This window comes from Micromonospora sp. URMC 106, assembly GCF_051386395.1.
Taxonomy (GTDB): Bacteria; Actinomycetota; Actinomycetes; order Mycobacteriales; family Micromonosporaceae; genus Micromonospora.
Genome location: NZ_JBPQTP010000147.1, coordinates 1 through 14,330, shown reverse-complemented (window position 1 = coordinate 14,330; position 14,330 = coordinate 1). Strand labels below are relative to the sequence as shown.

Here is a 14,330-nt window from a genome sequence, read left to right as displayed (position 1 = left end):
TGCGGATGGTCTCCTCGCTCCCGCCGACGCCGTTGAGCACGCGGGAGGCGGAGGCGATGGAGGCGCCGACGCCGGCGCGGGGGCGGGCCGGCGTCGGCGCAGGACGAGCAGCACCGGCACCACCACGGCCGCCCCCGCCAGGCCGTAGACCAGCCACCGCTGCGCTCCCCCGTCGCCGTCCAGCGGCGGCGCCCCGACCGCCGACGGGGTGTCCGAGGTCGCGGTCCGCCCGTTCGGGGCGGGCACCGCCGCCTTCCGCTCGCCCGGCCCCTCGGCGGTCCGACCCGGATCGGCGACGGGGGCGGAGGCGGACGTCGAGGCGGACGGACCGGGCGCGACCGGCGCCGCCGACGGGCCGGCCGGAGCCGACGGGCCCAGCGCCGGCGTCGAGCCGGACGGCGCCGGCGTCGGAGAGGCGCTCGGCGTCCCCCGGCCCCCGCCGGTGAGCAGGTCGTCGACGATCTGCCCGACGCCGCCGAGGAGGTCGCCGACCGGCCCGCCCGAGGCCGACGGCGTGGGTGCGGGAGCGAGCGCCAGGGTCAGGGCGAGTGCGGCCACGACAGGCATGGTTCACCTCGGAAGGGGTCGATGTGCCACGCACCGTACCGCACTCCGGGTGGTCGCCGCGTGACGCCCCGGACGCCGACGGACGGGGGGACGCCGCGCGCGGCGTCCCCCCGGGGTGGCGACGGGTCGTCAGACCGGCAGACCGCCGACCTGGGTGTTGATCCAGGACCGGATGGCCGGCAGGTCCACGTAGATGGACGGGCCGGTGGCGCAGGTGGAGTTGTTGTTGCCGGAGCGGCTGGTGGCGCCGATCAGGTACCACGCCCCGTTGATCCGGCGCACCTGCGGGCCGCCCGAGTCGCCGTAGCAGGCACCCGAGTTGCCGTTGGTGTTGTTCGTGCAGATCTCGTACGGGCCGTTGATGCCGATGCAGCGGCTGTCCGACACGATCGAGGTGTCCAACTCGTACGCGACGGTCGGAGCGCTGCCGCAGCCCCGGGTCGGGCAGGTCTGGCCCCAGCCGATGATCCGGGTGGCGGTGCCGACCGCACCGGAGGTGCTGGGGATCGGCGCCGGGGCGTACCCGACCGAGCTGGACAGTTGCAGCAGCTTGACGTCCACGCTCGGGTGGTTGACGGCCCGGACCACGCTGACCACGGTGCCGCCGCTGTTGCGGTAGATGCTGCCCACCCGCACCGAGGAGGGCGTCGAGCAGTGCTTCGCGGTGACCGCCCAGTTGGCCTTGATCAGGGTGCCGGTGCAGCCGGAGACGTACACCATCCACGGGTAGTTCTCGGTGGCCGGCCGGCCACCCACCACGTACGGCGAGACGTCGTCGCCGTCGTTCCAGGAGAAGGTGCCGGTGGGCACCTCGGCGGCGGCCAGGCCGCCGGCGAACAGCGAGTTCACCCGCGACGCCTCGGTGGAACTCGGGTACGCGTTGCGGCAGGAGACCGGCGCGCTGCTGCCGGACATCAGGTCGGAGCACAGCCCGGTGCGCCGGTCCGGCAGGCCGAGGATGTGGCCCAGTTCGTGGCTGGCGATGCGGGTGCGGTCGTACCCCTGGTTCACGGCGGTCCAGCCCATCCAGATCCGGCCGGAGCCGAGCCCGCTGACCTGCGCCCGCGGCCAGCCGCTGTCGACGTAGATGGTGACGTTGCCCGGCGTGCGGGCCACCAGTTGGACGTTGCTGACCCGGCTGTTCCAGATGGCCGCGGCCTGGTCGAAGTTGGTGCGGAACTCGCCGGCCCGGCTCGCGTCGTAGTAGACGGTACGGGCGGCGGCGGACGCGCTGGCGTCCGTGGCCACCTGCATTCCGGTTGCGGCCAGGACCGCCGCCAGCACGGCTCCCGCCGTGCGCAGCAGTTGTCGTCGGAACATACACGCACTCCCTGCGGTTGTCCGGCGGCGTGCCACCGCCGGTCATTGATATACGTGAATGCTAGAGCGACTGCCGCCGATATACGGCATAACGGAATCGTCATACCATCGCCCCCACCCGTTCACCACCGGCGCGTCGTGTTCGGCCGCGAGGGCCCGCAGCAGGGTGGTCTTGACCGGGCACCCCGGCGACGACGGTGTCGCCCGGCGACGTCAGACGGCCGGCCGCACCGGCCGCCGGGGGTCAGGGCAGCGCGTCGGGAAGCATCGCCAGGGTGGCCGGCAGCTGCGAGTGCAGCGGCGCGGGCAGGGTGTCGCGGGCGAACCAGCCGATCCGATCGAACTTGTGCGGCTCGCCGATGGCCACCTCCGCCGGGTCCACCCGGACCGCGAAGAGCACCGCGACCCAGTGCGAGGGCGGGTCGTCGCGCAGCACGTTGCGCACCCCGAGCAGGGTGACCGACCGCGGCGTGGCAGCGTACTCCTCGGTGACCTCGCGGGCGACCGCCGCCTCGAAGCTCTCCCCGAACTCCAGCGCCCCGGCGCCGGTGTCCCAGGTCCCCGGCTCGTCCCGGGCGCCGGCCGCGCGCCGGGCCAGCAGCAGCCGGCCCGCGCCGTCGTGGCAGACGAAGACGCAGGAGACCTTGGGCCCGCGTGCGGTCACGCCCGGTCCCTTCCGGGCCGGGGCGCGGCGGCAACCAGCGCCTCGCCCGCGGTCGTCCGCGCGTACAGCACGAAGCGGCCGGCGCGGTGGGCGCCCGCCAGCCCCGCGTCGCGCAGCGCTCCGAGGTGCGCCGACACCGTACCGAGGCTCAGCCCGCACCGGTCGGCGAGTTCCGTGGTCGAGGTGGGCACCGCCAGCTCGTGCAGCAGCGCCGCGCGGGTGCGCCCCAGCACCCGCGCCAGACCCCGGCCGCGCGGGACCGGGTCCCGCTCCCACAGCGTCGCCACGGCGCGGGCCGGGTAGCGCAGCACGGGCTGCCCCGGCGAGCCGAAGTTCGACCAGACCCGGGGCCCGGCGAAGACCGACGGGACCAGCAGCAGGCCGCGCCCGTCGAGACGCACCGCGCCGGACACGACGATGTGGTCCACGTGCAGGGTGTCGCCCTCCAGCCGGACGTACGGGTCGAGATGGTTGAGCAGACCCTGCACGCCGTCGGTGGCCATCCGCGCCGCGCCGAGCAGCACCTCCCGCTCCAGCAGGGTGCGCATCCGCGGCCAGTACGGCCCGATCGCCGCGTCCGCGTACGCCCGGACGACCCCGACCAGCCGCGCCAGGCCGGCGGGCGGGTCGTCGTACAGCTCGGCCAGCCCTCGCGGACGCGGGCCGGGCTGGCCGTCGAGGCTGGCCCGCACGGCCTCGGGCGGGGTGGCCGCCAGGGTGGCCAGCTCCACGTCGAGGGTGGGCTGCGAGGTGGCCGGGGGCGGGCAGACGAAGGTCGGGATGACCGCCGCCGGCTCCGGGACCAGGTCGGCGAGGAGCCGCCAGTCCAGGCCGGCCAGACGCTGCCGGGCCCGCTCGATCCAGGGCAGGTGCTCGGGGAACCGGCGCTCTCCCCGGAGGATGCGCACGCTGGCGACCACTTCCCACAGCGGCGAGACCGCGAACCGGGTCGTCGCCAGGTCCCGCGCGTCCAACCCGACCAGCATCATCGTTTGTCCCCATGGATTCGGCGAGGATCAAATATATCGCCTCGGTAGCGGCGCGGCCGGCACCGTGGGCGCATGACCACCGCCCTGACGGCGACGGCCCCCAGCCGGCGTCGCGATCCCCGCTGGCCCCGCTCGTTCCGCCTGCTCTACGCCGCCGCGCTCATCGACGGCATCGGGTTCCACATCGGCCACCTCGCGGTGCCGGTGCTCGCCGTCTCCCTGCTGGCCGCCAGCCCCGGCCAGGTGGGACTGCTCGGCGCGCTCAGCACCGCCGCGTTCCTGGTGATCGGCCTCCCGGCCGGGGTCTGGATCGACCGGTGGCCCCGCCGGGCGGTGCTGGTCACGGCCGACCTGCTCCGGGCGGCCCTCGTCGCCTCCGTGCCGGTGGCCTGGTGGGCCGGCGGGCTCACCATGGGACAGCTCTACGTCGTGGCGCTGCTGACCGGCGTCGGCACCGTCTTCGCCGACGTGGCGGCGCAGAGCTACCTGCCGGAACTGGTCGGCCGCAACCGGCTGGTGGCGGCGAACTCGCTGATGATGAGCACGAGCGCCACCCTCCAGATCGCCGGGCGAGGGCTCGGCGGACTGGTGGTGCAGGCGCTCACCGCGCCGGTCGCGATCGTTGCGGACGCGGTGAGCTTCGCCCTCTCCGCGGTCATCCTCGGGCGGATCCCCGCCGGTGCCCCGCGCCGCCCCACGCGCCCGGAGACGGACGGCTTCGGGCGGCGGCTGGGCGCCGGCGTCCGGCACGTCTTCGGCAACCCGCTGCTGCGCCCGCTCGCCGTGTCGACCGCGGGAATCAACCTCACCATGCAGCTGACCACCACGATGCTCCCGGTGGTGTTCCTGCGCGAGCTGGACCTGGGCGCGGCCGTCCTCGGCCTGTTCCTCGGCGCGGGCGGAATCGGCGCGCTGCTCGGCGCGGTGACCGCCCGACCGCTGGCCGACCGCATCGGGCACGGGCGGGCGCTCTGGCTGCCCGGCCTGCTCGTCGCGCCGCTGGGCGGGCTCGTCCCACTGATCGACGGCGGGGCGATGCTGTGGGCGGCGGGGCTGGGCTGGCTGGCGCTGGCGTGGCGCACCGGCGTCGGCAACGTCATCGGGGTCAGCCTGCGCCAGGGCGCCACCCCGGACGCGCTGCTCGGCCGGATGAACGCCACCTTCCGCTTCCTGCTCACCGGGGCGCTCACCGTCGGCGCGGTGGCCGCCGGCCTGCTCGGCCAGTACGCCGACGTCCGGACCTGCCTCGTGGCCGGCGCGCTCGCCAACGCCCTGACCTGGCTGCCGGTGTTCTGTTCGCCGCTACGGACGCTGCGCCGACCGCCCGCGCCGACCGACGCCTGACGGTCGCCCCTCTCCGGGGGACGTCACGGCTCGTGCCGTCGCCAGCGCCGACCGGGTCGCCGAGCGGCGCCGACGCTGCGGGGGGCGACGCGTCGCACGTCGCCGGCGGCCAGGGCGAACAGCGCCAGCGCGCCGGCGAGGGTCGCGTTCACGCCGAGCACGAAGCCCCGCTCCGGCCCCGTCGGCGCCACCACGTATCCGACGGTCGCCGCCGCCAGCGCCGCCAGCGCCATGCCCAGGCGCGCCGACGTCTCCCAGCGCGCGGGCCAGCGGCGCGGTGCCGCCGGCGCCGGGCCGTCGCGCAGGCGCCAGGCGACCACGACGACGAGCAGCGCACCGAGCGCACCGGCTCCCCCGACGATCAGCCACGGCAGGGCGAACGCCACCGCGCCCCGGGCCGTCGACGCCGCACCCACGGCGGCGAGCAGGGCGAACGCCGCCGCCAGCAGCCCGTGCACGAGGATCACCCGCGTCAGGCGACCGCGTAGCCGGCTCGGCTCGGTGGTGGGTGTCGACACGCTGGCCTCCCCTGCTCGGGTCCACCGGCATCGTGTCACGCGGCGACCCGGCGCGTCTCCTCTCATCGGCCAGCGATCGCGGCGCAGGTGGAAACCCCGAGGGGTCGGGCATCGCCCGTCATCCAGCCAGATGCCGCAGCCGTCGGCCCGCAGGTCGCGCCGAGTCGTGCTGGCGCAGCAGCCATGCCGAGGTCTCATGGTCGCCAGCCACTGGAACAGCTCGCACCGCCCCGGGTTGCGGCGGGCGCGCGGGTTGGCCCAGTCGCGGCCGGCTGCCTCTTCTGTGAGGAGCACTCGCACAACCTCGGCCGGGTCCCGGCGTTGCGCTTTGCAGAGCCGCGTACGCCACCGAGCACCTGACCGCCCACCGACATCCGCGCGCTCACCGGCGAGCCGACAATCCGGCCGCCGCCAGCGTACGGAGTTCATCGAACACGCGTGGTGGCGTTGCCGAGCCCTAACCGCTTCCGCTCATGCCGATGTGCGCGCACCTGATCACGACGGCAGCGATGCCGACGACAGCGCGTGCGGGCCGTGGGGTACCGGTCGCCGGGCTCGCCCTCGTGGCACCATGTTGCGCTATGGATCATCAGGGGCAGTTTCGTCGTGCAGCGCTCGCGTTGGGCATCCCGGACGACGAGGTCAGCCGGTTCATCCAGCACCTCCGTTTGTCGATCCGGTTGAGCGGGGGATCCGGCGGTGATCCGGTCGGGCAATTCGGTGGGTTGCCCCGGCTGCCGGTGGGCATGGACTGGCCGTCCGCTGGGGTCAGTCCGTTGCCGTTCATCTTCTCGGTTGACTGTGCGGCGCTGCCAAGAGTCGACGGCTTCGGCCTGCCGGCAGACGGCTCGCTGCTGTTCTTCCTGGACCACGAGCAGGCCGCTGCCACCGGGGAGCGGAGGTACGGGCGAGTCGTGTATGTGCCGGCCGGCAGCGATACCGAGGTGGCGGCAGGATCCACCGACCACGCGTTCGTCGAGAAGCAGTACGACGTCGGCGCCACGCTGCGCGCGGAGTTCCCCGATTGGTTCGGGGCGGACAAGGACGACGAGGACGACGAGGACGAGGACGACCTGTCGCCCTTCCAGCAGCAGTTGGCCCGTGACCTCGAGCGTGACCTGCCGCACCTTGACGAACTCTGTGCTCTGGCCAACGATCTCTGGCCGCCTGACAACGGGTACGCCAGCGCCTATATCGGCGGGTATGCCGACGAGGAGGTAATCAAGAGTATTGCGGAACAGACCCTCGCGTGGCGCGAGAAGACCGGCGAGATCGTCATCCCGGTCGCGAAATGGTATTCCCATGTGGAGAAGGAGACACACCGGCTGACGAGTGAGTGGGTGTCGCTCGCCCGCTTTCCCGTAGATAACGAGTTCTATTACCGGAGCGACGGGAGTTTCGTGATCCGTCACGACGACCTGGCCGCTGGTCGGCTGGACGAGGCGCTTTCCGTGGCTGAGTTGATCCCATAGAACACCGGCGGCGCCGGATACGGCCACGATCTGCGTTGCCTGCGACGCCGACGTCAGATGCTGGCATCCGCTCACGCCGCTGATCGAGCGTCGCAGACCGTGACCGGTCCGCCCTGTGCTTCAGCTTCCGGTACGCCGGAGAGCGGATGTTCAGTTCGATTTGGCGGGGCACCTTGCCGGTCGGTTCGTGCCGTGCGGGGGGAGTGTGGAGCAGATACTCTGCGTTCGTGCTGGGGTACCTCGTGGGAGGGCTCACGGTGGCGAGTATCGCCATCGCGGTTTTGTTCGATTATGTGAGACTGGCGGGAAGGATTTGGCGGGGAGATACCTCCCGGATGCCGCTGATCGACTTCGGGTGGGTCGTCGCCGTGACGCCACGTACGTACCCGAGCGCTTTGCTTTGCGCTGGGGCGATGACCGGGAGCTTCGCCTTGGGTGGCATCGCAGTGGCGCTTGGGGCCATCACGAGCGCGAGATGGCCAGAGCTCATTCTCTCTGCTGGTGTGGTCATGCTGCTGACCAATGTCGTGCTCGTGCCGTTGAACTGGATTGTCGAGGCCACGAATCGGCCAAAGTTCCTTGTGTCGCCGCCGTACCGGGGCCAACCAGGTAGCTTTGCGGCGGCCCGGAGGCGTCGCCAGCGTAGGCAAGCTGGGCTACCCCCGACTGATCACCTGGTCGAAATCATCCGGGTGCGACCGGAGCCCGACGACGACAGCGAGCCGTACCTCGTGGCAATCTGCGCCGACGACGAGTGCGGCTGGATGGAGTTCGCCGATGACGATGCCCTCGATCAGTCCGAAGAGGATCGGCTGCGCGCAAAGGCAGCCCGACATAGCACGAACGTTGTTCGCGAGGTGAAGCGCGGCCCGTAGCGGATGTACGGCTTTGTGGCTCGCGCCCGGGATTTCTGCCCTTCCGGACCCGACAGAGCTCATGGTTGTCAACGCGCACATCTGCCGCTCTGGGCGGACTGGCGTTCATCGCTGCTGGTGACGCACGGTGATGTATGACTACCTCTCCTGCTCCCGCTTCCAGCGTCGTACCGACCGATCAGCTCGTTCTGCGTGCCGCAGTCCGCCTTTCTGGGCCGCTACCGTGGGCAAACTCGCGTCCATACTGAGTCCGACCTGCGAGTCTTCCTCCGCTGGTGCACCGACCAGGCCCTTGATCCGCTCGCCTTGGCACGGATGGACGTCGAGCGGTACGTGCGCTGGCTGCAGGACGTACGCCGCTACCAGCCCTCGACGGTCTCGCGGCGCCTGTCGGTCGTGGTCGGGTTCTATCGGGTCTGCGTCATCGACGCCATCCTGGAGCACTCGCCGGCCGACTACGTCCGTCGGCCCACGGTGCCGTCCGAGTCGCCGACCCTTCGGCTGGGGCACCTACAGTTCGAGGCTCTGATCACTACCGCCCGGCTGTCGGCCAACCCGAACGACTTCGCCCTGGTCGCGCTCCTGGGTCTGCTCGGGCTGCGGATCTTCGAAGCCTGCGGGTCGAACATCGCCGACCTGGGTGAGGAGCACGGACACCGGGTCCTACGCGTGCGCGGCAAGGGAGGCAAGGTCGTGCTCGTCCCGCTGCCACCCGCGGTGGCCCGAGCCATCGACCGGGCCGTCGACGAGCGCACTAGCGGGCCGATCCTGCGCAATACCCTCGGTGTTCAGATGGACCGGCATGCCGCCACCCGCCGACTCAAGCACCTGGCCCACACGGCGGGGATCCGGATGCCGAGGATGCACCCCCATATGCTGCGCCACACGTTCGTGACCACCATGCTCGACGCCGGCGTCAGCCTGCGTGACGTGCAGATCGCCGCCCGCCATGCCGATCCGCGAACCACCATGCGCTACGACCGCGCCCGTAAGAACCTCGACCGGCACCCCAACTACATCCTCGCTGCCTACATGGCCTCGGGAACATGATCAGCCGCTCACGGCTCTGCCGATGTGCGGATGCTGGTGTCCAGCGAGAGCTGATCGGCAATACACCGCAGGTGTCGTATCAGCCGACGAGAGTGCGATGGTGCCGGTGGGTGTTGTTGTGGCCCTCAGCGATGAGTTGGGTGAGTTTCGCGTATCCGTCGCCGCCATGGCCTGCGGCGACGGCGCGGCCCATGATCGCCTGAAGGGCGCGCAGCGGCCCGGCGTCGATGCCATGGGCGTCCGCCGCCTCGATGATGTGCTCGGTCGTGGACGACAACGATGCGATGCTCGAGATGGTGGGGGGGAAGTGCCCTTCGCCGAGTTGGCCAGCGAACCGGTCTATCTGTTCGGTGAGCAGACTCCCGATCCCCTTGGCTAGAAGGGCGAACGCCTGGGGGTCGATGTTCTCGGCGGTGGCCATGGCGAAGGCGTGCGCCACTCCACCGACGGCCGTCGCGAAGAGGTCCAGCAGCGCCGTTTCGTACCCAGCCGCGGCGCCGTGGTCCTCGCCAACGAACATCGTGCTGTTCGCGAGCGTCTGCAGAACGGGGCGGCTGCGGTCGAAGACCGGTCGGGGTCCGCTGTAGAGGATCGACGCCGAGGATGTTCCGATGGTCGGAGCAGGTGTCAGGATCGCTCCGTCGAGGTACGGAACGGAGCGCTCGGCCGCCCATGCCCCCATGGCGCGTGCCTCACTGGAGTGACCGCTGGTCAGATTCACCAGCGTGGTCTTGGACCAGTCGTTCACGGCGTCGAGGATGGTGCCCAGCGCGCGGTAGTTCATCACGCAGCAGATCACCGTCGACGCCTGGCGCACCGCCTCCGCCGGGCTCGGTGCCAGCCAGGCACCGCGCTCCACGAGCCGGGCGGCCTTACCTGCGGTACGGTTCCAAACCACGGTAGGCCGACCGCTGCTGACGATTGCGGTGGCGAGCGCCTGGCCCATCGGGCCGAGGCCCAGGACCGCGACGGCCGTGCTGGAGCTGTTCTCAATCTCAGAGTTGGACATGCGGGAGACTGTAAACGTTCACGTTGACGTGAAGGTCAAGGCGTGATTTGCTCACGGCGTGCGGATCAGTGAACTATCCCGCCGAAGCGGAGTGACGCCGCGAGCCCTGCGGTACTACGAGGAACAGAACCTCCTGAAGCCTCGTCGTAGCGCAGGCGGCTACCGCGAATACGACGAGGCGGCGCTGCACACTGTGCGCCACATCCGTTTGCTGCTGTCTGCCGGGCTCGGAACCTCCACCATCGCCGAGATCCTGCCTTGTATTCCCGACGACGCCACCACGCTTGCTCCCACCTGTCCAGAACTGATAGAGGGACTGACCGAGGAACGCGCCCGAATCACCGGCTCGATCGAGAAGCTCACGGCCGCCCGTGCCGTCCTCGACCGTTTGATCCAATCCGGGGTACGTTCCAGGTGAATGGGGCTTCGTCCGGTTACGTCCCAAGCCACCATCCGCGTGAAGATCGGCACGCCCCCGCACCACCAAGGTCGGCTGCACGCATCTGCCGCCAAGCGCTCGTCACGCAGTTGATCGGCTCACGAGTGGCATCCGGACGTGCCGATGAGCGGGCGCCGTGGCATGCGCGTCCCGCGCGCCTCGGTCGGGTGCACGTGTTGGGCGAAGTAGGACCGGGTTCAGGGTAGTCGCCCCGCCAGCTGAGCGACCGCCGAAAGTGGACGTTCGAAACTACGATGAGTGCCGGCGCGGCCCTCGGTCATCAGGCACACTCTCCTTCGCGCGTAAATTCGGAGGCATCGTGAAGCTCTTGCTCACGTCCGGCGGCGTCACGAACCCGAGCATCCACTCGGTGCTCGTGCAGCTGCTCGGCAAGCCGATCGATGAGTGCCACGCCCTCTGCGTCCCGACAGCACAGTGGGGTCACCCGATGTGCGGTCCGACATCGGTACGGGACTTCGTCGCCGCCCAGCCCAAGCCTGACCGGCAGTGCATGTCCGGCCTGGGCTGGGCGTCGCTCGGTGTACTCGAGCTCACCGCACTGCCCACCATCGGCGCGGAGCGATGGGTTCCCTGGGTCCGGAAGGCCGACGTGCTCCTGGTCGACGGAGGCGACGCGACATACCTGTGCCACTGGATGCGCGAGTCCGGGCTGGCCGATCTGCTGCCTTCGCTGCCCGACAAGGTCTGGGTGGGAGTAAGCGCCGGAAGCATGGTGATGACGCCCCGGATCGGGGACTACTTCGTCGAGTGGCCGTCCGCACCAGACGACCGCACTCTGGGAGCCGTCGACTTCTCGATCTTCCCGCACCTGAACCTCTTCCCGACGAACACCATGGCTGACGCGGAGCGATGGGCCGCCGACATCGGCGTCCCGGCCTACGCCATCGACGAACAGACGGCCATCAAGGTCGTCGACGGCTCAGTCGACGTAATCTCCGAAGGGCAATGGACGAAGTTCGGGTAATCGTCGCCGGGCGACTATCCGGATCTGCCGCTCTCGGCGGATCGGCGTTCATCGCTGCTGGTAACGTGCGGTCCAGGTCCAGCAGGTCCAGCCGCTGCGACAGGTACGCGACCCGGCCGCCGGCCCGCCTGGCCGGCGCGGGCGCGGCGACCCGCCGGAGCGGCAGCGCGACGAGCAGGGCGACCGCGACCAGAACAACGCTGCCCCACACGGGCCGATGCCGCCGGCGTCGGCCCGCGAGGTTGCCGCCGCGACGACCGGGCCGCCGGCAGCGCCGGTGTTCAGCGCCGCGGTCGCGTACGACCCGCCCATGCGGGCCACCGGCGCGCGAGCGCCGCCACCGGCGGCGCGCCGACGATCATCCCGACCGCGAACGCCGAGGTCAGGAGCCCGGCGGCCCCGACCGACACGTCAAGGTCCGCGGCGATGTCCGGCACCAGGCCGGCGAGCATGAACTCCGAGGTGCCCAGGGCGAAGACCGCCACGGCAAGCAGGTAGAGCGGAAGAGGCATCGAGAGCCTCGAGGTGAGAGAGAACGGGGAGACGTCTCGTCACCACGGCCGGCGCCGCGAGGGTCACGCGTACCGGTCCACGCAGCCGAGCTGCGGGGACGCGAACTATGAACTCAGGGGTGCAGAGGGTGACGGCGTGACCGGAAGCCCTCACCCTGGATCCCTCAGGGCTCGACATGGCGCAGACACTGGTCGAGCTCACCGGTCGTCAGGCAACCGGTTTCCGACCGGGAGGCGGGCCGTCGGGCCTCGTGCACCGGCGCCTACGTCCCCGGGGCGCCGGTCTCCCGCAGCCGGCCGTCGGCGAGCCGCAGCCAGCGGTCCACGCCGATCTCGACGAGGAACCGCTCGTCGTGACTGATCACCACGAACGCGCCCTGGTACGCGTTGAGCGCGCTCTCCAACTGGCCGACGCTGACCAGGTCCAGGTTGTTGGTCGGCTCGTCCAGCAGCAGCAGCTGGGGCGCCGGTTCGGCATACAGCACGCAGGCCAGGGTGGCGCGCAACCGCTCGCCCCCGGACAGCGCCCCGACCGGCAGGTGGGCGCGGGAGCCCCGGAACAGGAACCGGGCGAGCAGGGTCATCCGCTGCGCCTCGGGCATGGCGGGCGCGTACGCCGCGAGGCTCTCCGCCACGGTGCGGTCGAGATCCAGCAGGTCCAGCCGCTGCGACAGGTAGGCGATCCGGCCGTCGGCGCGCCGGACCCGACCGCCCTCCGGCTCCAGGTCGCCGTTGACCACCCGCAGCAGGGTCGACTTGCCGGCGCCGTTGGGACCCGTCAGGGCGATCCGTTCGGGCCCCCGGATCGCCAGGTCGACGCCGTCGCCGGCGAAGAGCGGGCGCGCGCCGTAGCGCACCTGGATCCGCTCGCCGAGGAAGACCGTACGGCCGGCCGGCAGGTTCGTGTCGGGCAGCTCCAGCGTGATCTTCTGTTCGTCGCGCAGGGCGCGACCCGCCTCGTCGAGCCGGGCCCTGGCGTCGCTGACCCGCGCGGCGTGGGTCTCGTTCGACCTGCCCGCCGACTCCTGGGCCCCCCGCTTCATGGTGCCCGCGAAGATCTTCGGCAGGCCGGCGCTCTTGAGGTTGCGGGCGGCGTTGCCGGCGCGGCGCTCGGCCCGCTCGCGGGCCTGCTGCATCTCCCGCTTCTCCCGCTTGACCTCCTGCTCGGCATGGCGGACGTTCTTCTCGGCGACCTCCCGCTCGGCGCGCACCGCCGCCTCGTAGGCGGTGTAGTTCCCGCCGTAGGTGCGCACCTCGTCGCGGTCGAGTTCGAGGATGCGGTCCATGCGGTCGAGCAGCGCCCGGTCGTGGCTGACCAGCAGCAGGCACCCGCTGAACGCCTCCAGCACGTCGTAGAGCTTGCGGCGCGCGTCGAGGTCCAGGTTGTTGGTGGGCTCGTCCAGCAGCAGGACGTCGGGTCGCCTCAGCAGCTGCGCGGCCAGGCCGAGGGAGACGATCTGCCCGCCACTGAGGGTGTGCAGACGCCGGACGAGGGACACGTCGTCGAGGCCGAGCCGGTCCAGCTGGGCGCGGGTGCGTTCCTCGACGTCCCAGTCGTTGCCGATGGTGGCGAAGTGCCGCTCGTCCGCGTCCCCGGACTCGATGGCGTGCAGCGCGTCGAGCACCGGGGCGATCCCCATGACCTCCGCCACGGTCAGGTCACCGGCGAGCGGCAGGCTCTGCGGCAGGTATCCGAGCACCCCGTCGACGGTGACGGTCCCGCCGGTGGGCCGGTGCTCCCCGGCGATCAGCCGGAGCAGGGTGGTCTTGCCGGCCCCGTTCGGGGCGACGAGGCCGGTGCGGCCGGCGCCCACGGTGAACGACAGGCCCTCGAACACGGGGGTGTCGTCGGGCCAGGAGAAGGACAGGTTCGAGCAGATGATGAACGCATCGGACATGCGGGAGCCCTTGAGGTGACGTGGGCGCGCAGGGCGCCCGGGGAACGGGGTCTACGACGCGACGGCCCGTGGCCACGGCGGCGGCTGTCACCCGCCTGCCGACGGCCGGGCACCTCCGGTATCACCCGGAGATGTCGTCGTCACCCGCCATGTCTGGTCTCCCTGTCCCGATCAGTCCCGCCCATCCTAACAGCGCGCCTCCGCCACGAGGGCGCGCGGGACGCCGCCGGCGGCGTCCCGATTCGGGCGCGGGGCGGAGGCGTCACCGACCGCGGGGCCGCGGCGTCACAGGCCCGCGCACGGATCGTCGCCCACCGTGCAGCTCTCGGGCGCCTTGGTGCGCGGGTCGGCGTCGCGCACCTCGAACGTGAACGTGCGCGTTCCCCCGGCGGGCACGGGCGGCCCGGTGAAGGTGACCGCCTGCCCGTCCTGCCGCCAGTCTGCCCCGCTGGCGTCGTCGACCGTGCTGCCGTCGGCCAGCGTGACGACCACCGTCCAGCCCTTCGCCGCCGTGCCGCCCGAGTTGTCGACCACCACCTCGCCGGTGTAGCCGAAGAGCCGGGTGGACGCGGTCTCGTAGCGGGCGGTCACGGCAGGAGCGGACGGCGCGATCGAGGTGGCCGTGGGCGAGGGCTTCGCCGTGGGGCTGCGGCTCGCGCGGGTGGCGGTCGGGGTGGCGCTCCGGGTG

General features: G+C 71.6%; 13 protein-coding genes and 2 pseudogenes. 6 read left to right on the top strand and 9 right to left on the bottom strand.

Going from position 1 to position 14,330, the window contains the following annotated elements; genetic code table 11:
- The 4 genes and pseudogenes from ACSNOB_RS29305 to ACSNOB_RS29290 all read right to left on the bottom strand — a co-directional run.
- Positions 1 to 567: pseudogene (locus tag ACSNOB_RS29305) on the bottom strand (hypothetical protein); the annotation flags it as partial.
- 129 nt (positions 568 to 696) lie between these two features.
- Positions 697 to 1,821: a snapalysin family zinc-dependent metalloprotease gene (locus ACSNOB_RS29300; RefSeq protein WP_436690356.1), complete on the bottom strand. Its 1,125-nt coding sequence runs from the start codon at positions 1,819 to 1,821 to the stop codon at positions 697 to 699.
- 310 nt (positions 1,822 to 2,131) lie between these two features.
- Positions 2,132 to 2,551 (bottom strand): NUDIX domain-containing protein, encoded by a 420-nt coding sequence (locus ACSNOB_RS29295; RefSeq protein ID WP_436690354.1) that lies wholly within the window; start codon positions 2,549 to 2,551, stop codon positions 2,132 to 2,134.
- On the bottom strand, positions 2,548 to 3,540 hold the full coding sequence (locus ACSNOB_RS29290; protein WP_436690352.1) for a DUF5937 family protein: 993 nt from the start codon (positions 3,538 to 3,540) through the stop codon (positions 2,548 to 2,550). The genes ACSNOB_RS29295 and ACSNOB_RS29290 overlap by 4 nt, the downstream gene beginning before the upstream one ends.
- A gap of 72 nt (positions 3,541 to 3,612) precedes the next feature.
- On the opposite strand from ACSNOB_RS29290, the gene ACSNOB_RS29285 reads away from it, so the two are divergent.
- Complete coding sequence (locus ACSNOB_RS29285; protein ID WP_436690350.1) at positions 3,613 to 4,884, top strand: MFS transporter; 1,272 nt, start codon at positions 3,613 to 3,615, stop codon at positions 4,882 to 4,884.
- Positions 4,885 to 4,907: 23 nt separating this feature from the next.
- On the opposite strand, the gene ACSNOB_RS29280 is transcribed toward ACSNOB_RS29285, so the two are convergent.
- Positions 4,908 to 5,402 (bottom strand): hypothetical protein, encoded by a 495-nt coding sequence (locus ACSNOB_RS29280; protein ID WP_436690358.1) that lies wholly within the window; start codon positions 5,400 to 5,402, stop codon positions 4,908 to 4,910.
- Positions 5,403 to 5,983: 581 nt separating this feature from the next.
- Here ACSNOB_RS29280 and ACSNOB_RS29275 point away from each other — a divergent pair.
- From ACSNOB_RS29275 to ACSNOB_RS29265, 3 genes are all read left to right on the top strand, one after another.
- Positions 5,984 to 6,874: a DUF1963 domain-containing protein gene (locus tag ACSNOB_RS29275; protein WP_436690348.1), complete on the top strand. Its 891-nt coding sequence runs from the start codon at positions 5,984 to 5,986 to the stop codon at positions 6,872 to 6,874.
- Between the two features lie 227 nt (positions 6,875 to 7,101).
- The gene (locus ACSNOB_RS29270) at positions 7,102 to 7,749 is read left to right on the top strand and encodes a hypothetical protein (protein WP_436690346.1); all 648 of its coding nucleotides are present in this window, start codon (positions 7,102 to 7,104) and stop codon (positions 7,747 to 7,749) included.
- 192 nt (positions 7,750 to 7,941) lie between these two features.
- Positions 7,942 to 8,799, top strand: a complete 858-nt coding sequence (locus tag ACSNOB_RS29265) for a tyrosine-type recombinase/integrase (RefSeq protein WP_436690344.1) — start codon at positions 7,942 to 7,944, stop codon at positions 8,797 to 8,799.
- A gap of 79 nt (positions 8,800 to 8,878) precedes the next feature.
- Here ACSNOB_RS29265 and ACSNOB_RS29260 read toward each other — a convergent pair whose 3' ends face one another.
- Positions 8,879 to 9,808 (bottom strand): NAD(P)-dependent oxidoreductase, encoded by a 930-nt coding sequence (locus ACSNOB_RS29260; RefSeq protein ID WP_436690342.1) that lies wholly within the window; start codon positions 9,806 to 9,808, stop codon positions 8,879 to 8,881.
- A 58-nt stretch (positions 9,809 to 9,866) separates the two neighbouring features.
- Between ACSNOB_RS29260 and ACSNOB_RS29255 the strand changes: the two genes are divergently transcribed.
- Entirely contained in the window at positions 9,867 to 10,226 is a 360-nt protein-coding gene (locus ACSNOB_RS29255) for a MerR family transcriptional regulator (protein WP_436690340.1), read from the top strand.
- Between the two features lie 340 nt (positions 10,227 to 10,566).
- Positions 10,567 to 11,232 carry a Type 1 glutamine amidotransferase-like domain-containing protein gene (locus ACSNOB_RS29250; protein WP_436690338.1) on the top strand — a complete coding sequence of 222 codons (666 nt, stop codon included), beginning with the start codon at positions 10,567 to 10,569 and terminating at the stop codon, positions 11,230 to 11,232.
- A gap of 314 nt (positions 11,233 to 11,546) precedes the next feature.
- Here ACSNOB_RS29250 and ACSNOB_RS29245 read toward each other — a convergent pair.
- The 3 genes and pseudogenes from ACSNOB_RS29245 to ACSNOB_RS29235 form a co-directional block, all read right to left on the bottom strand.
- Positions 11,547 to 11,744, bottom strand: a pseudogene (locus ACSNOB_RS29245) (MFS transporter); the annotation flags it as partial.
- Positions 11,745 to 12,007: 263 nt separating this feature from the next.
- Positions 12,008 to 13,642 (bottom strand): ribosomal protection-like ABC-F family protein, encoded by a 1,635-nt coding sequence (gene abc-f, locus ACSNOB_RS29240; protein ID WP_436690336.1) that lies wholly within the window; start codon positions 13,640 to 13,642, stop codon positions 12,008 to 12,010.
- A 285-nt stretch (positions 13,643 to 13,927) separates the two neighbouring features.
- Positions 13,928 to 14,330 (bottom strand): cellulose binding domain-containing protein (locus tag ACSNOB_RS29235; protein WP_436690334.1); only part of this gene is annotated, 403 nt, incomplete at its 5' end.